The sequence below is a fragment of the Pseudomonas sp. E141 genome, assembly GCF_052659885.1.
Window position 1 is genome coordinate 1,425,359 of record NZ_CP084024.1, and the last position, 22,102, is coordinate 1,447,460.

Consider the following 22,102-nt stretch of genomic DNA (forward strand, 5'->3'; position numbering starts at 1 on the left):
CGATCAGATTCCTTGCTCGCTGAGCCACAGGTTCAGCGCCGCCAGTTGCCACAGCCTTGAGCCGCGCAACGGAGTGAGCTGGCCGTTGGGGTCGGTCAGCAGTCGATCAAGCATCGCCGGGTTGAACAGGCCGCGATCCTGGCTCGGATCCAGCAGCAGTTCGCGGACCCAGGCCAAAGTGTTGCCTTCCAGATGCTTGAGACCGGGTACAGGGAAATAGCCTTTTTTACGGTCGATGACCTCGCCAGGGATCACCCGTCGAGCGGCTTCCTTCAGGACCTGTTTGCCGCCGTCGGGCAGCTTGAATTTCGCCGGGACCCGTGCCGAGAGTTCCACCAGTCGGTAATCCAGGAATGGCGTGCGCGCTTCCAGGCCCCAGGCCATGGTCATGTTGTCGACGCGCTTGACCGGGTCGTCCACCAACATCACCGTGCTGTCCAGACGCAGGGCCTTGTCCACCGCTGCGTCGGCGCCCGGTTGGGCGAAGTGTTCCTTGACGAAATCACCGGCCGCGTCATTGGCCGTCAGCCATTTGGGCTGCACGGTAGCGGCATATTCTTCGTAGCTGCGATCAAAGAATGCGGCGCGATAGGCCGCGTATGGGTCACTGGCACCGTCCACTTGTGGATACCAGTGGTAACCGGCGAACAGTTCATCGGCGCCCTGGCCGCTTTGCACCACTTTGCAATGCTTGGACACTTCCCGCGACAGCAGGTAGAAGGCGATGCAGTCGTGACTGACCATCGGCTCGCTCATGGCCCGAAACGCCGCCGGCAGTTGCTCAATGATTTCTTTTTCGTCGATGCGTAACTGGTGGTGATGAGTGCCGTAGTGCTTGGCGATCAGGTCCGAATACTGGAACTCGTCACCGCGCTCGCCACCGGCATCCTGGAAGCCGATGGAGAATGTGGAAAGGTTTTCCACACCGACCTCCCGCAGCAGGCCCACCAGCATGCTGGAGTCCACGCCGCCGGAAAGCAGCACGCCGACATCCACGGCGGCACGCTGACGAATGGCGACCGCTTCACGGGTGCTGTCGAGCACGCGGTCGATCCAGTCTTGCAGGGTCAGGTTTTGCTCATCGGCCCGTGGACCGTAGGGCAGGGTCCACCAGGTTTTCTGCTCGGTGGTGCCGTCGGCTTCGACCCGCATCCAGGTGGCAGGCGGCAGCTTTTCGACGCCGGCCAGCAGGGTGCGGGGCGCCGGGACCACGGCATGGAAGTTCAGGTAATGGTTCAGCGCCACCGGGTCGAGCATCGGGCTGATGTCGCCGCCCTTGAGCAGCGCCGGCAACGCCGAGGCAAAGCGCAGGCGCTGGCCGGTGCGCGACAGGTACAGCGGTTTGACACCGAGGCGGTCGCGGGCGATGAACAGCCGCTTGGCGTCGCGTTCCCAGATGGCGAAGGCGAACATGCCGTTGAGCTTGGGCAACAGTGCTTCGCCCCAGGCGTGGTAGCCCTTGAGCAGTACTTCGGTGTCGCCACCGGAATAGAAGGCGTAGCCCAGGCCTTCCAGCTCGGCGCGCAATTCAGGGTAGTTGTAGATCGCGCCGTTGAAGGCCAGGGACAGGCCCAGTTGATTGTCGATCATCGGCTGGGCCGAACCGTCGGACAAGTCCATGATTTTCAGGCGCCGATGGCCCAGGGCAATGGGGCCCTGACTGTGGAAACCCCACGCGTCGGGGCCGCGAGGAGCCAGGTGATGGGTGATTCGCTCTACGGCCGCAAGGTCCGCAGGTTGTTGATCGAAACGTAACTCTCCAGCTAATCCGCACATAAGTCCTTACCGGTTTTTCCGTTGGGGAGGGGTCAAACACCATACGCCAAAATGGCGGGTACTTTGAAACTGACCGGTGGGATTGGTGTGAGTTTTAGATCAATGCGTTATAAGCAGCTGAAGTAGGGGCGCTCGGGCGGCTGAAAAACCACGGCAAAACATCAACCTGTGGGAGCGAGCCTGCTCGCGATCGCGGTGTGCCAGTCACTTGGATGCCAGATGATCTGGCGCAATCGCGAGCAGGCTCGCTCCCACAGGTTTTTGTGGCATACCGGCAATCTGCATTAGGCCTTGCCCCGAACCAGCGCCCGCAACGCAAACCGGTTCGGATGGCAGGCCTCGGCCACGCTTCGGGGCAGGGGCAAAGGTTCGTTGTCCAGCCAGGCGGCAATCAACTCGCCCGACAATGGCGCGGTGATCAGGCCCCGGGAGCCGTGGCCGCTGTTGATGTACAAGCCATCGAGCCAGGGGCATGGGCAGTCCGGCACTTGGCGGGCGTCCTTGCTCAGCGCCGAGTATGCCTGGGTGAAGGCCTGACTCTCGGCCAAGGGGCCGACAATCGGCAGATAGTCCGGACTGGTGCAACGGAACGCCGCGCGGCCCTGGAGGTGTGCCGGGTCCAGGGTGCTGGCGTCCAGGCGTTCCACCAGATCAGCGGAGATTTGCTCCAGCATCTGCAGGTTGCCGGCGTGCTCGGCGGCGGTAGGGGTCAGGTCGTCGTTCTTGAAATCGAAACTGGCCCCCAGGGTGTGCTCGCCCAACCGTGCCGGAGCCACGTAGCCTTCGGCGCAGACCACCGTGCGCAGTGCCTGGCTGTGGGCGGTTTGCGACAGGCGGGTGATCTGCCCGCGAATGCGCTTGAGGGGCAAGTCGGCGGCCGCATCGAAGCGTTTGATCTCGGCGGCGCTGGCGAGGATCACTATCGGTGCGCTGGCCAGGCAACGCTCGCCGTCCCAGGCCTGCCACTGACCGTCGACACAGCGCAGCTCGAGGACTTCATGGTGGGCTTGCACCTCAATCTTGGGGGCGGATGCCTGCCAACGGCACAGCGCGGGCGGATGGACCCAACCGCCTTGCGGGTAAAACAGACCGCCACAGGCCAGGCCGATACCGGACTGCGCCTCGGCCTGGGACTGATCCAGGACGTGCAGCAAATCCTCGGCAAAGGCCTCGGACAATTGCGTCTGGCGCTCGGCTTCCTTGGCGCTGAAGGCCAGTTGCAAGACACCGCAGCCGTCCCAGTCCACACCTCGCTGCAGATGTTCGAGCAGGCGCCGGGTGTAACCGAAACCGCTGAGGATCATCTGCGACAGCGCCGTACCATGGGCCGAAAGCTTGAGATACAACACGCCCTGCGGGTTGCCGGACGCTTCTTCGGCCAACCCGGCATGCCGTTCCAGCAGCGTCACCTGCCAGCCACGGGCCGCGAGGCTGGACGCGCTGGCGCAACCGGCCAGGCCGCCACCGATCACCAGGGCTCGACGCTCGCCGCTGTGCGCCGTGGGGCGGGTGTACCAGGGTCTTACCGGGGGCGGTGCGGGTGTCAGCTGCGGCCAGCCGAGAAACACTCCGCGAAGGATTTCCCATTTATGGCCAATGCCCGGCGTACGCTTCATCTTGAAGCCGGCCGCGTTCAACAACCGTCGCACCCAGCCGGTGCTGGTAAAGGTGCTGAGGGTCGCGCCGGGCGCAGCCAAGCGCGCCAGTTCGGCAAACAGCTCGGCGGTCCACATCTCGGGATTTTTCGCCGGCGCGAAACCGTCCAGGAACCAGGCATCGATTTGCGCATCCAGCTGCGGTAATTGCTCCAGGGCGTCGCCGATCAACAAGGTCAGGGTCACCCGGCCGTCTCCCAGCGTCAGGCGCTGGAAGCCCTGATGGATGGCGACGTACTGCGCAAGCAATTGATCCGCCTGAAGCTTGAGTTGCGGCCACAAATCCAGTGCCCGGCGCAGGTCGGGGGGGCTCAAGGGGAATTTCTCGACACTGACAAAATGCAGCCGCGCCCCGGCCGGTGCGCACTGCTCGAACAACTGCCAGGCGCAGAGAAAATTCAGCCCGGTGCCAAACCCGGTCTCGCCGATCACCAGCCGCCCGTCGTCCGGCAGCGCGGCAAAACGCTCGGTCAGGTTGTTCTGTTCAAGGAACACATAGCGGGTTTCTTCCAGGCCCGACTGGTCGGAAAAATACACATCGTCGAACACCCGCGAGCGCGGGCGACCCTGATCGTCCCAGTCGAGTTGGGCGTGGTGCTGTACGGGTGTCATGGCAGGCTCGGTCAAAACTGGGAGGCCATTCTAGCCGATCGGTATGGGCTTGCTTGACCCATCGCAATACAGCGTTCGTCTGGATGGAATCTGCTGCACCGGCCCGCGTCCAATCCGCTAGTCTTGCCCCATTCCCTGGAAGGAGCTGTCCATGTTCGAATCTGCTGAAATCGGTCACGCCGTCGATAAAGACACCTATGACGCCGAAGTGCCGGCACTGCGTGAAGCGTTGCTCGAAGCCCAGTACGAGCTACACCAGCAGAGCCGTTTTCCGGTCATCGTGCTGATCAACGGCATCGAAGGCGCCGGCAAGGGCGAAACGGTGAAATTGCTCAATGAGTGGATGGACCCGCGGCTGATCGAAGTGCGTACCTTCGATCAGCAGACCGACGAGGAGCTGGCGCGGCCACCGGCCTGGCGATATTGGCGGATGCTGCCGGCCAAGGGACGCATGGGGATTTTCTTTGGCAACTGGTACAGCCAGATGCTGCAGGGGCGCGTTCATGGCCAGATCAAGGATCCACGGCTCGACCAGGCCATCAATGGCGCTGAACGGTTGGAGAAAATGCTCTGCGATGAAGGCGCACTGATCTTCAAGTTCTGGTTTCACCTGTCCAAGAAACAGATGAAAGCCCGGCTCAAGGGGCTCAAGGACGACCCGCTGCACAGCTGGCGCATCAGCCCGCTGGACTGGCAGCAGTCCCAGACCTACGACAAGTTCGTCAAATACGGTGAGCGGGTCCTGCGTCGCACCAGTCGAGACTACGCCCCGTGGCATGTGATCGAAGGCATGGACAGTTATTATCGAAGCCTTACGGTCGGACGGATCCTGCTTGACGGGATGCGCCAGGCCTTGCACCGCTCGAGGATCAAAGCGGAAAAGGTCAATGTGGCGCCACTGCCGCCGCTGGACGACCAGGTCACGCTGCTGGACAGCCTGGACATGACCCTGCGTCTGGACAAGGCCGATTACGAAGAACAACTGATCGCCGAGCAGGCGCGTTTTTCCGGCCTGTTGCGCGATAAACGCATGCGCCGCCATGCCCTGGTGGCCGTGTTTGAAGGCAACGATGCGGCGGGCAAGGGTGGGGCGATCCGGCGGGTCGCGGCAGCGCTCGACCCGCGCCAGTACAGCATCGTACCGATTGCCGCACCCACCGAGGAAGAGCGCGCCCATCCCTACATGTGGCGGTTCTGGCGGCATATCCCGGCGCGGGGCAAGTTCACCGTGTTCGATCGCTCCTGGTACGGCCGGGTGCTGGTGGAGCGGGTCGAAGGTTTTTGCAGCAAGGCCGACTGGCTGCGGGCCTACGGCGAGATCAACGATTTCGAGGAGCAGATTGCCGACGCCGGAGTCGTGGTCGTCAAGTTCTGGCTGGCCATCGACAAGGAGACTCAACTGGAGCGCTTCCAGGAACGCGAGGAAATTCCTTTCAAACGTTTCAAGATCACCGAGGACGACTGGCGCAACCGTGACAAATGGGATGCCTACCGGGCGGCGGTGTGCGACATGGTTGACCGCACCAGCACCGAGATTTCTCCCTGGACCCTGGTGGAGGCCAACGACAAGCGCTGGGCGCGGGTCAAGGTGTTGCGCACGCTTAATGAAGCGCTGGAGGAGGCCTTCGAGCGCTCAGCAAAGCAGGCTCGCAAGGCGAGCAAGGGCAAATAGTGGGCGATGGGAACGCATACGCGGGGTGAATGATCGTCGCGGTCGGTTATGCAGTGGATTTATGCTCAATTGACTCCTAACCGACAATAACAATTGAGGTACAGCCATGCGTGAAGTGGTGATCGTCGACAGCGTGCGGACCGGCCTGGCCAAGTCTTTTCGCGGCAAGTTCAACATGACCCGTCCGGACGACATGGCGGCCCATTGTGTCGATGCATTGTTGGCGCGCAACGGGATCGATCCGGCCAGCGTCGAGGACTGCATCGTCGGCGCCGGTTCGAACGAGGGCGCCCAGGGCTATAACATCGGCCGTAACGTGGCGGTGCTTTCGCAACTGGGTATCGGCACTGCCGGCATGACCCTCAACCGCTTCTGCTCCTCGGGCCTGCAAGCCATCGCCATCGCCGCCAACCAGATCGCCTCCGGTTGCAGCGAGATCATTGTTGCCGGTGGCGTGGAATCCATCAGCCTGACAATGAAAAGCGTCAATACCGATCACCTGATCAACCCGCTGCTCAAGGAGCAAGTGCCGGGGATTTATTTCCCCATGGGCCAGACCGCCGAGATCGTCGCCCGCCGTTATCAGGTCAGCCGTGAAGAACAGGACCGCTACGCCTTACAGAGCCAGCAGCGCACTGCCCAGGCCCAGGCGGCCGGGCTGTTCGACGACGAGATCGTGCCGATGGTGGTCAAGTACAAGGTCGAGGACAAGAACACCGGTGCGGTGCAGATTCTCGACGGCGTGGTTGATCGCGACGATTGCAACCGCCCCGACACCACCTATGAAAGTCTGGCGGGCTTGAAGCCGGTGTTCGCCGAAGACGGCTCGGTGACAGCGGGCAACTCATCACAGTTGTCCGACGGGGCTTCGATGACCCTGGTGATGAGCCTGGAAAAAGCCCTGGCCCTGGGGCTCAAGCCCAAGGCGTTTTTCCGTGGCTTTACCGTGGCCGGTTGCGCGCCGGACGAAATGGGCATCGGTCCGGTGTTTTCGGTGCCCAAACTGCTCAAGGCCAAGGGCTTGCATATCGATGACATCGACTTGTGGGAACTCAACGAAGCCTTCGCATCCCAGTGTCTCTACAGTCGTAACCGGCTGGAAATCGATAACGAGAAGTACAACGTCAACGGCGGTTCGATTTCCATTGGCCATCCGTTCGGCATGACCGGTTCGCGCCAGGTCGGCCATCTGGTGCGCGAACTGCAACGGCGCAGCCTGCGCTACGGCATCGTGACCATGTGCGTGGGCGGCGGGATGGGGGCGACGGGGTTGTTTGAGGCGGTGAGATAACCGGGCGCTGACAGTTAGCGAGATGATTACTTGTGGCGAGGGGATTTATCCCCGCTGGGTTGCGCAGCAACCCTATAATCTACAACCGAGGTATATCAGGCTGACAGAGTGGTTTGCTTTGGGGCTGCTTTGCAGCCCAGCGGGGATAAATCCCCTCGCCACAAGGGGGGCTGCGTCAGCTGCGCTAGCTGGCAACCTGGGTCAGTTGCTGCATCCGCGCGATATACGCTTTTATCTCCCGTTCTGCCGCCTCGCGGCTGGCGAACGGGCCTTCCTGCGTGCCTTCTCGGGTATTGAAATAAAACTCGCCGTTTACCCGGCAGATCCGGTCGCTGCGAAAAATCGTCGTAGGGGCGGGATCCTGGGCGCGTTTGCCAAACATGGCGGTCTCCAAAGGCAGCGGGGGCAATGTCATTTGAGCTTATGCGCAGTCCTTGGTTTGCGCCTGGCCAGGCGATCGACGGCAACGACCCGTACAGTCCCATGGACGTCCACGGCCTAACTGTCCCTGTGTCCTGAAGCGATCCGCGCCTAGAATGGGAGCTCTTTGTCTTGAGCTGCGAGGGTTGCATGCACATATCGTCCGGTCGCTGGGTCTACGGCCTGTTCCTTGCCCTGCTGACCGCCCTGCTGTGGGGCATCCTGCCGATCAAGCTCAAGCAAGTGCTGCAGGTGATGGATCCGGTCACCGTGACCTGGTTTCGCTTGCTGGTGTCCGGTGGCTTGCTGTTCATCTACCTGACGGCCACTGGCCGTTTGCCCAGTCGCAAGGTGTTGGGCCCCCGGGGCGGCTGGCTGGTGGCGATGGCGGTGTTGGGGCTGGTCGGCAACTACGTGCTGTACCTGATGGGCCTCAATCGCTTGAGCCCCGGCACCGCGCAACTGGTGGTGCAGATGGGGCCGATCATGTTGCTGGTGGCCAGCCTGTTTGTGTTCAAGGAGCGTTTCAGCGTGGGACAGGGCATCGGCCTGCTGGTGTTGTTGATCGGCTTCACGCTGTTTTTCAACCAGCGCCTCGGCGAGCTGCTGACGTCCCTGAGCGACTACACCGCCGGGGTCTTGATGGTGTTGCTGGCGTCGACGGTCTGGACCTTCTATGCCCTGGGCCAGAAGCAACTGCTGACGGTGTGGAATTCGTTGCAGGTGATGATGGTGATCTACCTGTTCTGCGCGCTGCTGCTCACGCCCTGGGTACATCCGCTGGAGGCGCTGCAACTGAGCCCGTTGCAAGGCTGGCTACTGCTTGCTTGCTGCCTCAATACCCTGATTGCCTACGGCGCCTTTGCCGAGGCCCTGGCTCACTGGGAGGCGTCGCGGGTCAGCGCGACCCTGGCGATCACGCCGCTGGTGACCTTCGCCGCGGTGGCGTTGGCAGCCTGGTGGTGGCCTGACTACGTGCATGCCGAGCAGATCAATCTGTTGGGGTATGGCGGGGCGGTGCTGGTGGTGTTGGGATCGGCATTGGTTGCCCTGGGGCCGTCGCTGATTGCCGGGCTCAGGGCCCGGCGTGAGCGACTGGCTGTCGGGCGATAGACCGCGACTGCAAGAAGAACCGCTTTTTTGTGGGAGCGAGCCTGCTCGCGATAACGGTCTGGTCGTCGATGATGATGTCGAGCCGACCGGCTTCATCGCGAGCAGGCTCGCTCCCACAGGGGCGGGCGTTGAACGCACGAAGCACACATCTCAGCCCTGGCTTCCGGCCTCCAGCATATTCTCCGGCCGCACCCAGGCATCGAACTCTTCGTCGGTCAGATACCCCAACTGCAAGGCCGCTTCGCGCAGGGTCAGCCCTTCGCCGTAGGCTTTCTTGGCGATTTCGGCGGATTTGTCATAGCCGATGTGTGTGTTCAGGGCGGTGACCAGCATCAAGCCACGTTCCAGATGCGCCGCCATCTGCTCGGCATCCGGTTCGAGCCCGGCGATGCAGTGCTGCTGGAAATTGCTGCAGCCATCGGCCAGCAGACGGATCGACTGCAACAGGTTGTGAATGATCACCGGCTTGAACACGTTCAATTGCAAATGACCCTGGCTGGCGGCGAAACCGATGGTCACGTCGTTGCCCATGACCTGGCAGGCCAGCATCGACAAGGCCTCGCACTGGGTCGGGTTGACCTTGCCGGGCATGATGGAGCTGCCCGGCTCATTGGCCGGCAACTTCACTTCGGCGAACCCGGCCCGTGGCCCGGAGCCCAGTAGGCGCAGGTCATTGGCAATCTTCATCAGGGTCACGGCCAGGGTTTTCAGCGCGCCGGACAACGTGGTCAGGGGCTCATGGCCGGCCAACGCCGCGAACTTGTTTGGCGCGGTGACGAAGGGCAGGCCGGACAGCGCCGCCAGTTCAGCGGCGATCGCCTCGCCGAAGCCGTGGGGCGAATTGAGCCCGGTGCCCACTGCCGTACCGCCCTGGGCAAGTTCGCAAACCGCCGGTAGCGCCGCACGGATCGCCCGTTCGGCGTAATCGAGTTGAGCGATGAAGGCTGACAACTCTTGGCCGAAGGTGATCGGCGTGGCATCCATCATGTGGGTGCGGCCGGTCTTGACCAGTTTCATGTGGCGCGCCGCCAGTTCCGCCAGTGCGCCGGACAACTCGGCGATCGCCGGCAGCAATTGCTGATGGACCGCCTGGATGGCGGCGATGTGCATGGCGGTGGGGAAGCAGTCGTTGGAGCTCTGGGAGCGGTTGACGTGATCGTTCGGGTGCACCGGGCTCTTGCCGCCGCGGGGATTGCCCGCCAGCTCGTTGGCGCGCCCGGCGATCACTTCGTTGACGTTCATGTTGCTCTGGGTTCCGCTGCCGGTCTGCCAGACCACCAGCGGGAATTGGTCGTCATGCTGGCCGGCCAGGACTTCGTCGGCGGCCTGTTCGATCAGGCGCGCGATGTCGGCGGGCAAGTCGCCATTGCGGTCATTGACTCGCGCGGCGGCTTTCTTGATCAGCGCCAGGGCGTGCAGCACCGACAGCGGCATGCGTTCGTTGCCAATGGCAAAGTTGATCATGGAGCGCTGCGTCTGGGCGCCCCAGTAGGCTTCATCCGGGACTTCAACCTGGCCAAGGCTGTCGGTTTCGATACGGCTCATCGGGTCAAACTCCTGTAGGTCTGAATGCGCAGTTTAGGCCCTGAAGGGCGACACGGGTTCCCTCAATCATTTTTCGATCGTTTCGGCCCGTCAATCGGACGCGTAGAGCGATGGGGTTGAGGCTCGACGTTTATTAGGCGCAGAATGATCGCCCTTGGGGTTTTACCTCGCCTGTAGAAAAGGAAACTCGATGACCCGTCTTCGTGCCATCTGTACCGCAGTTGCTCTGGTGTGTGCCAGCAGTCCTGTTTTTGCCGATACCGCCAGCCACAACGCAAGTGCCGAAGAGTTCCTGACCCTGGCGCACGCCGACAAACTGGGTACCCCGGTGTACATGCAAGTGCAGCAGATGTTTGCCCAGCGCTTTGAACAGACCAAGGCTCCCGAGTCGAAAAAAGCCACCCTCGAAACCTACCAGGCCAAGGCCAACGCCGCGCTGGATCAGGCCATCGGCTGGAAGAAGCTCAAGCCGGACATGGTCAAGCTTTACACCTCCAACTTCAGCGAGCCGGAACTCAAGGAACTGGTGTCCTTCTACCGTTCGCCCCTGGGTAAGAAAGTCCTGGAAAAAATGCCCCAGCTGACCCAGCAATCGGCCCAGTTGACCCAGGCCAAGCTGGAAAGCGCGGTGCCGGTGGTCAACAAGCTGCTGGCGGACATGACCGCCGAGCTTGAGCCCAAAGCCGCCCCTGCCAAGAAAAAGCCGTAAGCGGAGCCCGGTATGAGCATGCAACAACGCATCGAATCGACGCTCGGGCTGTTGCAGCCCGAGCACCTGCAAGTGCTGGATGAAAGCCACATGCACAGCCGTGGGTTACAGACCCACTTCAAGGCCGTGGTGGTCAGCCATCAGTTCGAGGGGCTCAATCGCGTCAAGCGTCATCAGAAGGTCTACGGCACGCTGGGCGAGCTGATGGGTGAGTTCCATGCGTTGGCGCTGCACACCTATACCCCCGAGGAATGGGCGCAGATCGATACAGCCCCGGCTTCGCCGACTTGTGCCGGTGGCAGTAAGCACTGATCTGCAGAGAATGACTGCTGTTGTGACTGCACTCCTGCAACCCCCCTGTTTTTTGTTAGAATCCGCAACGCGCCTCACAGGGCGCGTTTTTTTTCGTATCCGGTTCACCCTTTGCGAGGGTAGCCACCTGGAGAAATACCCATGACACAATCCATTGTCGTGGCGGCACTGTATAAGTTCGTCACCCTTGAAGATTACGTCGAGCTGCGTGAGCCATTGCTCAAGGCCATGCTCGACAACGGCATCAAAGGCACGCTGCTGATCGCCGAAGAAGGCATCAACGGCACCGTTTCCGGCACTCGCGAAGGCATCGACGGATTGCTGGCCTGGCTCAAGAACGACCCGCGCATGATCGACATCGACCACAAAGAGTCGTACTGCGATGAGCAGCCGTTCTATCGCACCAAGGTCAAGCTCAAGAAGGAAATCGTCACCCTCGGCGTCGAAGGCGTGGACCCCAACAAACAGGTTGGCACTTATGTCGAACCGCAGGACTGGAACGCACTGATCAGCGATCCGGAAGTCTTGCTGATCGACACGCGTAACGACTACGAAGTGTCCATCGGCACCTTTGAAGGCGCGATCGACCCCAAGACCACCAGCTTTCGCGAGTTCCCCGAGTACATCAAAGCCAACTTCGACCCGGCCAGGCACAAGAAAGTCGCGATGTTCTGCACCGGTGGCATTCGCTGCGAAAAAGCTTCCAGCTACATGCTCGGCCAGGGTTTCGACGAGGTCTATCACCTCAAGGGTGGCATCCTGAAGTACCTTGAAGAGGTGCCTCAGGAAGAAACCAAATGGCGCGGCGACTGCTTCGTGTTCGATAACCGCGTGACCGTTCGCCATGACCTTAGCGAAGGCGACTACGATCAGTGTCATGCCTGTCGTACACCGGTGAGCGTAGAAGACCGTGCTTCGGAGCACTACGTGCCAGGCATCAGTTGCCCGCATTGCTGGGACAAGCTGAGCGAGAAGACCCGGCGCAGCGCCATCGACCGGCAAAAGCAGATCGAACTGGCCAAGGCCCGCAACATGCCGCATCCGATCGGCTACAACTATAAGCAATCACCTTCCGAGGCTTGAACCATGGCGCCACGCCTGCTCTATGTGATGGACCCGATGTGTTCCTGGTGCTGGGGTTTTGCGCCGGTTGCCGAGGCACTGGTCGAGCAGGCGCAGGCCGCCGGGGTAGAACTGCACCTGGTGGTGGGCGGTTTGCGCACTGGCAGCGGTTCGGCCCTGGAGCCGACCACCCGACGCTACATCCTCGAGCATTGGCAGGCCGTCACCCAGGCCACCGGCCAGACGTTCAAGCTTGAAGGGGCGCTGCCGGACGGTTTTGTCTATGACACCGAGCCGGCCTGCCGGGCACTGGTGACGGCCCGTGGCCTGGCGCCGGATCTGGCCTGGAAGCTGTTGAAGCTGATCCAGCAGGCGTTTTATGTCGAGGGTCGTGATGTGACCCACGCCAGCGTCCTGGTGGAACTGGCCGAACAGGCTGGACTGCCACGCATCGAGTTCGCCGCAGCCTTTGACCGCGCCGAGCAACATGCGGCCACTGCCGCGGATTTCACCTGGGTGCAGGATCTTGGCATCGCGGGTTTTCCTACGCTGCTGGCCGAGCGTGACGGTCAATTGGCTTTGCTTACCAACGGCTACCAGCCCCTGAGCCAGTTGTCTCCACTGTTGGGCCGCTGGCTGGAGCGCGCGGCCTGTGCCTGACCGGGCGGATGACGCATCCCCTGGGCAGCGCGTCGACCGTTTGAGCTGGGCAGAAATCCGCCGTCTGGCCCTTAAACACAAGAAAGCCCTGTGGATCGCCAACGGCGTGGCCGTGCTGGCGACGCTGTGCAGCGTACCGATCCCGCTGCTGCTGCCACTTTTAGTGGACGAAGTGCTGCTGGGCCAGGGCGACGCGGCGTTGAAGGTCATGAACCATGCGTTGCCCAGCGGCTCGCAAAGCGCGGCCGGTTATATTGGCCTGATGCTGGTGGTGACACTGGTCCTGCGATGCGGCGCTTTGCTGTTCAACGTGCTGCAGGCGCGATTGTTCGCCAGGCTGGCGAAGGACATCGTCTATCGCATTCGCGTCCGATTGATCGAACGGCTCAAACGTATTTCCCTGGGCGAGTACGAAAGCCTGGGCAGCGGTACCGTGACCACACACCTGGTCACCGACCTGGACACCCTGGACAAATTCGTCGGCGAAACCCTCAGTCGTTTCCTGGTGGCGATGCTGACACTGGTGGGCACTGCCGGCATTCTGGTGTGGATGCACTGGCAACTGGCGCTGCTGATCCTGTTGTTCAACCCGTTGGTGATCTACGCCACGGTCCAGTTGGGCAAACGGGTCAAGCACCTCAAGAAGCTGGAGAATGACAGCACCTCGCGCTTCACCCAGGCCCTGACCGAAACCCTGGATGCCATCCAGGAGGTGCGTGCCGGTAACCGCCAGGGTTATTTCCTGGGTCGATTGGGGACACGGGCCAGGGAGGTCCGTGATTACGCAGTGAGTTCACAGTGGAAAACCGATGCTTCGAACCGCGCCAGCGGTTTGCTGTTTCAGTTTGGTATCGATATTTTCCGCGCAGCGGCGATGCTCACCGTACTGTTCTCCGACCTCTCCATCGGCCAGATGCTGGCGGTGTTCAGCTACCTGTGGTTCATGATCGGACCGGTGGAGCAACTGCTTAATCTGCAGTACGCGTTTTATGCCGCCGGGGGCGCATTGTCGCGGATCAACGAGTTGTTGGCCCGTGCCGACGAACCGCAATACACCGGCAGTGTTAACCCGTTCCAGGGGCGTGCCACCGTGGGTATCGAAGTTCAGGGGCTGAGTTTCGGCTACGGCGACGAACTGGTGCTGAACCAGATGAACCTGTCGATTGCCCCCGGTGAGAAAGTCGCGATTGTCGGGGCCAGCGGGGGTGGCAAAAGTACCTTGGTCCAGTTGCTGTTGGGGCTGTACACGCCGCTCGCCGGGACTATCCGTTTCGGCGGTTCGACTCAGCAGGAAATCGGCCTGGAAACCGTGCGCGACAATGTTGCCGTGGTCCTGCAGCATCCCGCGCTGTTCAACGACACGGTACGGGCCAACCTGACCATGGGCCGCGAGCGCACGGACGAGGCCTGCTGGCAGGCACTGGAAATCGCCCAACTGCACCAGACGATCATAAGTTTGCCCAACGGTCTGGACAGCATCGTCGGCCGTTCCGGCGTGCGTCTGTCCGGCGGGCAGCGCCAGCGCCTGGCCATTGCCCGGATGGTACTGGCCGAGCCCAAGGTGGTGATCCTCGACGAGGCGACGTCGGCGCTGGACGCCGCCACCGAGTACAACCTGCACCAGGCGCTGGCGCGGTTCTTGAGCAACCGGACCACCTTGATCATCGCGCACCGGTTGTCGGCCGTGAAGCAGGCCGACCGCGTGCTGGTGTTCGACGGCGGACAAATCGCCGAGGATGGCGACCATCAGCAACTGATTGCGGACGGTGGTTTATACGCCAAGCTCTACGGGCATCTGCAGCAGCATTGATCGCCAGGGATCAATCGGATTCGGTTGAAGAGCTCATTTCAGTTGCCGGACGCTTACGGCGCTGTCCCCAGATAACGTTCAACGCAGCGGCTCCGCGCTCATGACCGAACTCCTTCATGACAATCGCGCAGGATTCGCAAGGAGGCAGGGTGGTGGCAAGCGTGATCGACTTGATGTCTTCAGGGTTTGGATACTTTTCGCTGATGTAGGCAATCAGTTTGCTTTCGCTGTCCGCAGAAGTCACTCGACTGAGCCTGTCCGAGGTGCCCGGAGCATCCATCAGATGAGGGATAGCGAGCAATTTTCCATCGGCGCTCAGAGTGAGGGAGGCAGGGTCAATCGCGTTCCTGATGCCATCAACATTGAAGTAAGTGGCCTCTTTGACGTTGACTTGCGTATAGCCACTGTGGGATTTGAACAGCGGCAGGTGCTGGGTGTAGTCCTCGATTCCGGAAACACTGACATATATTTCGTTGTTTCCGGATGCCGTGATGACGTGGGCAAAAGCTATGTTCTTTTGATTTTTGGTCGGAAGGGTTTTTTGCAGTTCTCGCATGGCGTCATTGATGGTCACCGCTCGGGTGGTGGATTGAGACGGGCCGGCAATGGACGGCGATGTAAAAAGCGCGTTGAAGATGCTTGCGGTTGATTTTTGTATGGCTTCGGGCGCTTGTGTGGTGGGTTGCCACACGGCTGCTCCGTTAGGCAAATCAGAGACAATCATCCTGGTGCGACGATCGAATAACACCGCCTCGGCGGGGTAGGTACTGACTTTCAGCCACTTCATATTGGAGGGTGGATGGCTCGGTGCGCCAATGGGTATCGAAATTTCATCGATCTTGTCCAGTGCCCGTTCGACCTGGTCTCTGCCGTAGATTCGCGCGGCGTTGTTGGCGTTCAACGAACCGATATAAACCCGTTGCAGCTCTTCTCCCAAAGAGCCGGGCGTCAGGTCGCTTGGGCCAAGCCTTTTCAGGCTCAGAGCAGACTCGACACTCTCAGTGGAGAGCAATCTGGTCATGTAATAATCATCCATGTTCAAGCGGGTGAATATGTACGTGAACTGCTCATCGATCGAGGGAATGATGAGCGCGCCGGTTTGATGGATATCGTCAATTTTTTCTGCCGAACCGGTTACTTTGATGCCACCGTACAGACCGGTTTGAAATTCCAGGGTCGCCGTAATGGTTTCTCTGGGGATGGGGACTCTGCTGGAGAGACCGATCCATTGCGGTTTGCCTTTGTAGGTGTTGAGCTTGCCGTCCTTGAGCTCATAGATTTTCCCTTCGAAGGCGAGCAGGGCGCGATCGTTGGGATGCTTGGGCGTGGAGGGATAGAACGTTGCGTCACCAAACCAGGGCGCCCAGCTTAACTCAGTGCTGAATTCTCCGGCGGGTGGGCGCTCGGCAGGTTTGTCTTGCACTACATACCTGGTTTTGCACACCTCATCCGGCGCACGACGAACACGGCACGCCAGTTTCCTGAAGGGTGGATTGTCATCCGGGTGGCTGATGCGACGCAGGGTTCCGGCCTTCAAACGATAGGGCACGCCATCGACATAGAAGAGGCGGCTGCCATCGGCTTCAAGTTCTTCTAGTACCCGGGCATTTTCCGGTAACTCAACGAGGGTCTCGGTGTCGGTTTGCGCCCGTGTGTTGAAGTGGGAGCGGCCCGGTGACACGTCAGCACCCAGCCCAGGGCCGTAAGGCCTGGACGATAAAGGGTCAATCAAACGGTAATCGGCGCTGCCTGTGGCTGTGGTGTTGCGCACAGGAACATCGTCAACTCCGCGCACAGTGCTCAACTGGTCATTCATTGTCAGTGGACGCCAGCGGCCCGGGTCCGTGGCTTGGGCCATGCCTTGGACGAAATCGTATTGGCCGGCGCGCCCGGACAACGTCTTGAGACTCAGATAGCCCTTTTTACTGAACCTGTACACGCTCTGGCTGCCTGCCCGTAGCAAGGACGCAATGCCGTCGAGCGGGTTCAGGGTGGCGTTGAGCAAACTACCTGTCAGCGTTGCAAAGGCAGGCAGTGCTTTGCCAATGCTCAACTTGCCCGCGGCGCTGACCAACTTCAGCGAGCCTGACGCAAACTTGCCCATGGGTCGGGCGAATGCAACAAAATCTGTGAACAGGCCAAAGGCTCCACTCACCAGGCGATCACGGTCCCCCGAAGCCAAGTCTTCGATACTGCCCCAGAAGGGCACAAACATTTTGAGGATTTCCAGGTTTTTTTCACGCCTGGCCTTTTGACGGTCGAATTCGGTTTCGCCATAACAACTGTCGTAGAGCTGTTTTTCGTCAACGAAAAGCAGCTTCTCGCAAATGTACCCGGCCAGGTCCAGGGTGACTTTCGACTCCAATGTCCGCGGTAGAGTGTGGTTGGCGTCGCTATTGTTCGATTCGCCGAACGTGCCGCCAAGTGGGTCCAGGATGGCTTGGCATTCTTTGTGAGCGCCGGGGAGGGTGCCTTTTACGTGGGCATCCCAATCGAACGGAAGGGTTTTATGGCGAAGAACATCCACACTCACTGCCGAGCCGCGGCTGATTCTCCACTTTTCGATTTTGCGCTCTGCGCCAATATGGTGTGGCTGAATATCCGGTCGTGGGCGGATCACCCCAGCCCGCGGGAGCAGTTCGTAGTACGAGGTTTTGCGCTGGCTCGTCGTTTCCAGGATGAAGCCATTACGCGCGCGCAGGGGCAGCGTCTTATCTTCGGATTCATTGTTTGCTTCAATGCCCGTGGTTTCTTTTCTGAGGGTGTAGACCTTTGTCACGCCGTACTCCAGGGCTTGGCGATCAGCCAGGGGTAGGGATGCGAGCAGGTGGGTGATCAACGTGCGATAGGAACTTCTGATGAAGCTGAGGTAGATGTCGAAATGGGTTTTGAACGTTTGCTCGATATCGGGGAGCTTCCTGTCCTGCTGGGCAATAGCGCTAAAGCCGGGCGCGGCAAAGTTAGTCTGTAGGGTCGTATCGTGGTCGATCTTGAACCAGACATCGGTGATGACTTTTCCATCGGGCCGGGTGACGAACCATTTATGCTCAGTGAGTTGGCCGGCTGCATACACATCCGTGAATGTGTAGGTTTGGGGGGCGAGTCTTGCGATGGGGCCGCTGAGCCGAGTCACGGGGGCGGCATAAGTGCTGGCCTCCTTCACCAGCTTCCTGCCATCCGTCACGAACCGGCCGTCTGCGAAGAGCTTCGCCATTTTAAGCCGGGCGATGTTCAGCCTCTCGGGGGGCGGCTATCCAGCCAGTTGACCGCCCGGGTCAAGCTATCGATGGTGAAGTCGAGCTTTTCTGCAGCAGTCTGTATGTCCTGCAGGGTGTAGTGCCCGTCGGCCTTATGGGCAACCAGGCCGTTTGTCACGGCCCATTCCAGCATGGGTTTCAATCTGGTCAGGGTGACCAGTTTCAGGTCATCAGCCGTGGCTTCACTGGCGTATTGGCCAGGGAAGTCGACCAGTTGCTGGAAACTCAGTCTTTGCAGCAATGTCGGGTCGATCGCGTCAGCCAGATACACACCATGAGCAAAATTTACCCAAACGGTAGAGCTTCGGTAAGGCAGTTGCGACGGTATATCGTGAATCTGGAAGTGCGGCGGGAACAAGGGTTGATAAAGACGCGCGAGCAGAATGGATTCGTTCACTGACGCGGCGCGTTTTGAAGACAGCAGATGCGCCTCGAACTCGGCCCGAATCTGCCCATAGCTTTTCCCCCAGTTGGACGAACGTTGCCACGGGTAACCGGCGATACTGTCCGGGCTCTCGTTTTGCCCGTTTTCAAGCCAAAGACGAATGGCGTGGGCGAGCAGCTTGGTGCATATCCCTGCAGCCGTGTCCTCACCGGGTCTGCCGCCAAACCAGCCCAGCACTTGCAATAACCTGGTTGCCAGCTGCCGGGCGTTCGTCGATTGCAGAATAGCCTCCAGATACGCCGAAGGCTTCGCCCGGATTTGCGTCGTCGTCAATGTGTCGATATCCGAAGCGCCGAGGTAGGCCAGCAATGGGGTGTGCGGCGTAGGCAGGAATTGACGCACTGTGTCAGTGATCAGGTTCTCAGTGTGGGGGCTCAGGGCGTCGATGTTTATTCCATGTCCAAGTCCCAGCGTGTGGTGAGCGCGTTTCTCTTCCAGCGCATTCATCGCGGCGTTGCGTTGCTCGGTGTTTTGCCGATTGCATGGGGTAATACCGTAAAACCAGGTCATTCGTGCAAATGTTACTTGGCCGTCGAAACGAATTTGCCCGCCCAATAGTCGAGCAGTTTTTTCAATCTTTGCAGGCAGCCCGTTCCAAGAGGGGTCGTTGTTCAGTGGAATCTGAATGCTGGTTTCTCTGTTCCTTGACAGTGTCTCGTAGAGGGCTTTGCCGTTTTTTAAAGTGACGATCAAGTGGTAATGAGGGGCGCTCAGCGTTTTGCACAACGCCTGATAGTTTTTATCCTGGATGAGCGTGTGCAGTGCTCGTTGTCCGGTTTCATTTTCCAACGCCATGGGTGAACAAAGCCTGGGCTTGATCAGGCTGTCGGCCAACGTCTGCAGCGGTATCTGATGGTTTCGAACGAGCGATAGCATGGCCTCGTAATCGCCCAGCAAACCCTGATGTTTCTCGGCATAAGAGGGTGTCGGGCTCAGACTCGTTGAAAGGCCGGGGGCGGCGGTAGATTGCATATGGAGGTTTCCTGGTGATTAACGAACGTTTCTCTATGCGCCTCGATAAAGTGCAAGGTCTAGAGAAGTTCCGTATCAAAACAGTCCAGGCAAACCCGGGGTGGTAGATATGTATGGGGTGCAGGAAAGTTGTAACGGCGTTTGGCAATTACCAGGGCTTTATCACCGCTGTTGTCTCAGGCATCCAGGGGCATGGGGTGTCAAATAGTGTCCGGCCTCTTGCGGGGAGCTGCTACGCCTCCTAGTCTTGCGGGAATGAGCGGTCTGAATGCTGATCGCCTACGCCTATGCAAGGGATCTCATGACTCAAGCGCGGACTCTCGGAACCCCCCGGTTGTTGGGCATCGTCTGGCCTTTTATCGCCGTCGTCCTGTTTCAGGCATTGTTGGGGGGGTCAGTCTTTACGTGTTGTCTGCGGTGCGCGGCTACGTGGCGGGAGAAAGCCTTTGGTCCAAGGGTCAGAAAGACGCCATTTACTACCTCAATCTTTATGCCGACAGTCGTGACGAAACAATCTTTCAAAAGTACCAGCGGGCCATCGCCGTACCTGAGGGCGGGCATGAGCTGCGGGTGGCCCTGGACCGTCAGCCGCCGGATCTGGAGGCGGCACGGGCCGGAATCCTCAAGGGCGGCAACCACCCGGACGACGTGTCCAGTCTGATCTGGCTCTACCTGAATTTTCGACATTTCAGTTACCTGGAAGAGGCTATCGATCTCTGGACGGTGGGCGACGGCTACCTGATTGAACTGGATGACGTCGCCCGCCAGATGCACAGCCGGATTACCGCAGGTCAGGCTTCTGAGGCAGATATTCGCGGCTGGAAGGCGAAAATCTTTGCCATCAACGATTCCGTCACCCCGGCAGCCAAAGCTTTCAGCGATGCGCTGGGGGAGGGGTCGCGCTTCATCCTGCGCCTGTTGCTGGTGACCAACTTCGCCACCGCACTGGGGTTGATCGTGCTGGCGCTGTTGCGCACGCATAAACTGCTGGCCCAGCGGCAGGTCTTCGCCAATGCCCTGCAACTGGAAAAGGAGCGGGCGCAGATCACCTTGCAGTCCATTGGCGATGGCGTGATCACCACCGATGTGGAAGGGGCAATTGCCTACATGAATCCCGCCGCCGAAGCGATGACTCACTGGAAGGCCGAGCACGCCACGGGACTGCCTCTGGCCGCCCTGTTCAATTTGCTCGATGACAACGCCCAGAGTGAAGGCCTGACCCTGATCGAGCATATTCTCAGCGGCCGGCTCGGTGGCGGCAGCGAGCATTCCAAACTGATCCAGCGCCTGGATGGCAGCACTGTGTCCGTCACGCTCGTAGGCGCGCCGATCCGCCATGCCGGCAAGGTCAGCGGAGCGGTGCTGGTGTTGCACGACATGACCCAGGAACGCCAATACATCGCCAACCTGTCGTGGCAAGCCACCCATGATGCGCTGACCGGCCTGGCCAATCGCCGGGAATTTGAATATCGCCTTGAGCAAGCCCTGCACAATCTGACGCGCCAGGTGGGGCGCCATGCATTGATGTTCCTCGACCTGGACCAATTCAAGCTGGTCAATGACACCTGTGGCCATGCGGCGGGTGACGAACTGTTGCGGCATATATGCGCACTGCTGCAATCGGGGCTGCGGGAAAACGACACCCTGGCCCGACTGGGGGGCGATGAGTTCGGTATCTTGCTGGAGAACTGCTCGCCGGAGGCCGCGGAAAAGATCGCCGAAGGGCTGCGCCAGACCGTACAGAACCTGCATTTTGTCTGGAAGGGCCGGCCATTCGTGACCACCGTGAGCATCGGTCTGGTGCATATCGCTCAAAGCCCGACGACGCTGGAGGCGTCCCTGCGTGCCGCCGATATGGCCTGTTACATGGCCAAGGAAAAGGGCCGCAACCGCGTCCAGGTCTATCACGCCGACGACTCGGAGCTGTCCCTGCGCTTTGGCGAGATGGCTTGGGTCCAGCGCTTGCACATGGCCCTGGAGGAGAATCGCTTCTGTCTTTATGCCCAGGAAATCGCCGCGCTGGGTCCGGGCGACCATGGCGGTGGGCATATCGAGATCCTGTTGCGCCTGCATGATGAGGCCGGAAGGATGATTCTGCCGGACAGTTTCATTCCCGCGGCAGAACGCTATGGCTTGATGACTTCCCTGGATCGCTGGGTGGTGGAAAACGTCTTCAAGATCATCCGCCAGTGCCTGAACGATTCGCGACAGGGACCGATGGCCATGTGTGCGATTAATCTGTCAGGCACAACTATCGGAGATCAGGCATTCCTTGATTTCCTGCGTAAACAGTTCGCGGCCTACTCGATTCCACCAGAAATGATTTGTTTTGAAATAACCGAGACCAGTGCTATTTCGAATTTGGGCAGCGCCATCCGCTTTATCAATGAACTCAAGAGCTTGGGTTGTTACTTTTCGCTCGATGACTTTTGTGCCGGAATGTCTTCATTCGCTTACCTGAAACATTTACCTGTAGACTTCCTGAAGATCGACGGGAGTTTCGTAAAGGATATGCTGGACGACCCGATTAACCGTGCAATGGTCGAGGTGATCAATCACATCGGCCACGTCATGGGTAAGCGCACGATTGCCGAGTTTGTTGAAACTACCCAGATCGAGCAGGCGTTGCTGGAGATTGGGGTGGACTACGCTCAAGGGTATGTGATTGAACGCCCGCAGTTGTTTACCTGTGATACGTTGCAATGCAGGCCGGCCCGGCCGCAGCCGCTGTTATTCAAGGCCCCCGGCACGTTCCGCTGAACCTCTTGTTGATCCGGAAAAAATCACAATC

14 protein-coding genes and 1 pseudogene are annotated in these 22,102 nt (G+C 60.0%); 9 read left to right on the forward strand and 6 right to left on the reverse strand.

The window, feature by feature from the left end:
- Nucleotides 1–3: 3 nt before the first annotated feature.
- Nucleotides 4–1,776, reverse strand: coding sequence for an N-acetylglutaminylglutamine amidotransferase (locus GKKCFE_RS06515; protein ID WP_417694236.1), 1,773 nt, complete (start codon nucleotides 1,774–1,776; stop codon nucleotides 4–6).
- 284 nt (nucleotides 1,777–2,060) lie between these two features.
- On the reverse strand, nucleotides 2,061–4,043 hold the full coding sequence (gene mnmC, locus GKKCFE_RS06520; RefSeq protein ID WP_445577624.1) for a bifunctional tRNA (5-methylaminomethyl-2-thiouridine)(34)-methyltransferase MnmD/FAD-dependent 5-carboxymethylaminomethyl-2-thiouridine(34) oxidoreductase MnmC: 1,983 nt from the start codon (nucleotides 4,041–4,043) through the stop codon (nucleotides 2,061–2,063).
- Nucleotides 4,044–4,194: 151 nt separating this feature from the next.
- Here mnmC and pap point away from each other — a divergent pair, with 151 nt between their 5' ends.
- Nucleotides 4,195–5,715, forward strand: a complete 1,521-nt coding sequence (gene pap, locus GKKCFE_RS06525; RefSeq protein WP_047226290.1) for a polyphosphate:AMP phosphotransferase — start codon at nucleotides 4,195–4,197, stop codon at nucleotides 5,713–5,715.
- 106 nt (nucleotides 5,716–5,821) lie between these two features.
- A complete protein-coding gene (locus GKKCFE_RS06530) occupies nucleotides 5,822–7,006 on the forward strand; it encodes a thiolase family protein (RefSeq protein ID WP_445577625.1) in 1,185 nt (394 codons plus the stop codon).
- A gap of 184 nt (nucleotides 7,007–7,190) precedes the next feature.
- On the opposite strand, the gene GKKCFE_RS06535 is transcribed toward GKKCFE_RS06530, so the two are convergent.
- Nucleotides 7,191–7,388 carry a DUF6316 family protein gene (locus tag GKKCFE_RS06535; RefSeq protein ID WP_047226415.1) on the reverse strand — a complete coding sequence of 66 codons (198 nt, stop codon included), beginning with the start codon at nucleotides 7,386–7,388 and terminating at the stop codon, nucleotides 7,191–7,193.
- Between the two features lie 188 nt (nucleotides 7,389–7,576).
- Here GKKCFE_RS06535 and GKKCFE_RS06540 point away from each other — a divergent pair, with 188 nt between their 5' ends.
- A complete protein-coding gene (locus GKKCFE_RS06540; protein ID WP_047226292.1) occupies nucleotides 7,577–8,539 on the forward strand; it encodes a DMT family transporter in 963 nt (320 codons plus the stop codon).
- A 150-nt stretch (nucleotides 8,540–8,689) separates the two neighbouring features.
- On the opposite strand, the gene GKKCFE_RS06545 is transcribed toward GKKCFE_RS06540, so the two are convergent.
- Nucleotides 8,690–10,084, reverse strand: a complete 1,395-nt coding sequence (locus GKKCFE_RS06545; RefSeq protein WP_047226293.1) for a class II fumarate hydratase — start codon at nucleotides 10,082–10,084, stop codon at nucleotides 8,690–8,692.
- Between the two features lie 190 nt (nucleotides 10,085–10,274).
- Here GKKCFE_RS06545 and GKKCFE_RS06550 point away from each other — a divergent pair, with 190 nt between their 5' ends.
- From GKKCFE_RS06550 to GKKCFE_RS06570, 5 genes are all read left to right on the forward strand, one after another.
- Complete coding sequence (locus tag GKKCFE_RS06550; protein WP_047226294.1) at nucleotides 10,275–10,793, forward strand: DUF2059 domain-containing protein; 519 nt, start codon at nucleotides 10,275–10,277, stop codon at nucleotides 10,791–10,793.
- 12 nt (nucleotides 10,794–10,805) lie between these two features.
- Nucleotides 10,806–11,105, forward strand: coding sequence for a BolA family protein (locus tag GKKCFE_RS06555; RefSeq protein WP_047226295.1), 300 nt, complete (start codon nucleotides 10,806–10,808; stop codon nucleotides 11,103–11,105).
- A gap of 141 nt (nucleotides 11,106–11,246) precedes the next feature.
- Nucleotides 11,247–12,188 carry an oxygen-dependent tRNA uridine(34) hydroxylase TrhO gene (trhO, locus tag GKKCFE_RS06560; protein ID WP_445577626.1) on the forward strand — a complete coding sequence of 314 codons (942 nt, stop codon included), beginning with the start codon at nucleotides 11,247–11,249 and terminating at the stop codon, nucleotides 12,186–12,188.
- A gap of 36 nt (nucleotides 12,189–12,224) precedes the next feature.
- Entirely contained in the window at nucleotides 12,225–12,827 is a 603-nt protein-coding gene (locus tag GKKCFE_RS06565) for a DsbA family protein (protein WP_171061403.1), read from the forward strand.
- A complete protein-coding gene (locus GKKCFE_RS06570) occupies nucleotides 12,820–14,637 on the forward strand; it encodes an ABC transporter ATP-binding protein (RefSeq protein WP_445577627.1) in 1,818 nt (605 codons plus the stop codon). Before GKKCFE_RS06565 ends, GKKCFE_RS06570 begins: the two co-directional genes overlap by 8 nt.
- 10 nt (nucleotides 14,638–14,647) lie before the next feature.
- Here the strand turns inward: GKKCFE_RS06570 and GKKCFE_RS06575 are convergent, their stop codons facing one another.
- Entirely contained in the window at nucleotides 14,648–17,851 is a 3,204-nt protein-coding gene (locus GKKCFE_RS06575) for a deaminase domain-containing protein (RefSeq protein WP_445577628.1), read from the reverse strand.
- A 17-nt stretch (nucleotides 17,852–17,868) separates the two neighbouring features.
- Nucleotides 17,869–19,311, reverse strand: a complete 1,443-nt coding sequence (locus tag GKKCFE_RS06580) for a hypothetical protein (protein ID WP_445577629.1) — start codon at nucleotides 19,309–19,311, stop codon at nucleotides 17,869–17,871.
- Nucleotides 19,312–19,612: 301 nt separating this feature from the next.
- Here GKKCFE_RS06580 and GKKCFE_RS06585 point away from each other — a divergent pair.
- Nucleotides 19,613–22,071, forward strand: a pseudogene (locus tag GKKCFE_RS06585) (EAL domain-containing protein).
- Nucleotides 22,072–22,102 lie beyond the last annotated feature (31 nt).

Excerpts from the sequence above, each read along its gene's own strand:
- GKKCFE_RS06515 (WP_417694236.1), bottom strand. The coding sequence starts at position 1,776 with ATGTGCGGATTAGCTGGAGAGTTACGTTTCGATCAACAACCTGCGGAC.
- mnmC (WP_445577624.1), bottom strand. The coding sequence starts at position 4,043 with ATGACACCCGTACAGCACCACGCCCAACTCGACTGGGACGATCAGGGT.
- pap (WP_047226290.1), top strand. The coding sequence starts at position 4,195 with ATGTTCGAATCTGCTGAAATCGGTCACGCCGTCGATAAAGACACCTAT.
- GKKCFE_RS06530 (WP_445577625.1), top strand. The coding sequence starts at position 5,822 with ATGCGTGAAGTGGTGATCGTCGACAGCGTGCGGACCGGCCTGGCCAAG.
- GKKCFE_RS06535 (WP_047226415.1), bottom strand. The coding sequence starts at position 7,388 with ATGTTTGGCAAACGCGCCCAGGATCCCGCCCCTACGACGATTTTTCGC.
- GKKCFE_RS06540 (WP_047226292.1), top strand. The coding sequence starts at position 7,577 with ATGCACATATCGTCCGGTCGCTGGGTCTACGGCCTGTTCCTTGCCCTG.
- GKKCFE_RS06545 (WP_047226293.1), bottom strand. The coding sequence starts at position 10,084 with ATGAGCCGTATCGAAACCGACAGCCTTGGCCAGGTTGAAGTCCCGGAT.
- GKKCFE_RS06550 (WP_047226294.1), top strand. The coding sequence starts at position 10,275 with ATGACCCGTCTTCGTGCCATCTGTACCGCAGTTGCTCTGGTGTGTGCC.
- GKKCFE_RS06555 (WP_047226295.1), top strand. The coding sequence starts at position 10,806 with ATGAGCATGCAACAACGCATCGAATCGACGCTCGGGCTGTTGCAGCCC.
- trhO (WP_445577626.1), top strand. The coding sequence starts at position 11,247 with ATGACACAATCCATTGTCGTGGCGGCACTGTATAAGTTCGTCACCCTT.
- GKKCFE_RS06565 (WP_171061403.1), top strand. The coding sequence starts at position 12,225 with ATGTGTTCCTGGTGCTGGGGTTTTGCGCCGGTTGCCGAGGCACTGGTC.
- GKKCFE_RS06575 (WP_445577628.1), bottom strand. The coding sequence starts at position 17,851 with ATGGCGAAGCTCTTCGCAGACGGCCGGTTCGTGACGGATGGCAGGAAG.
- GKKCFE_RS06580 (WP_445577629.1), bottom strand. The coding sequence starts at position 19,311 with ATGCAATCTACCGCCGCCCCCGGCCTTTCAACGAGTCTGAGCCCGACA.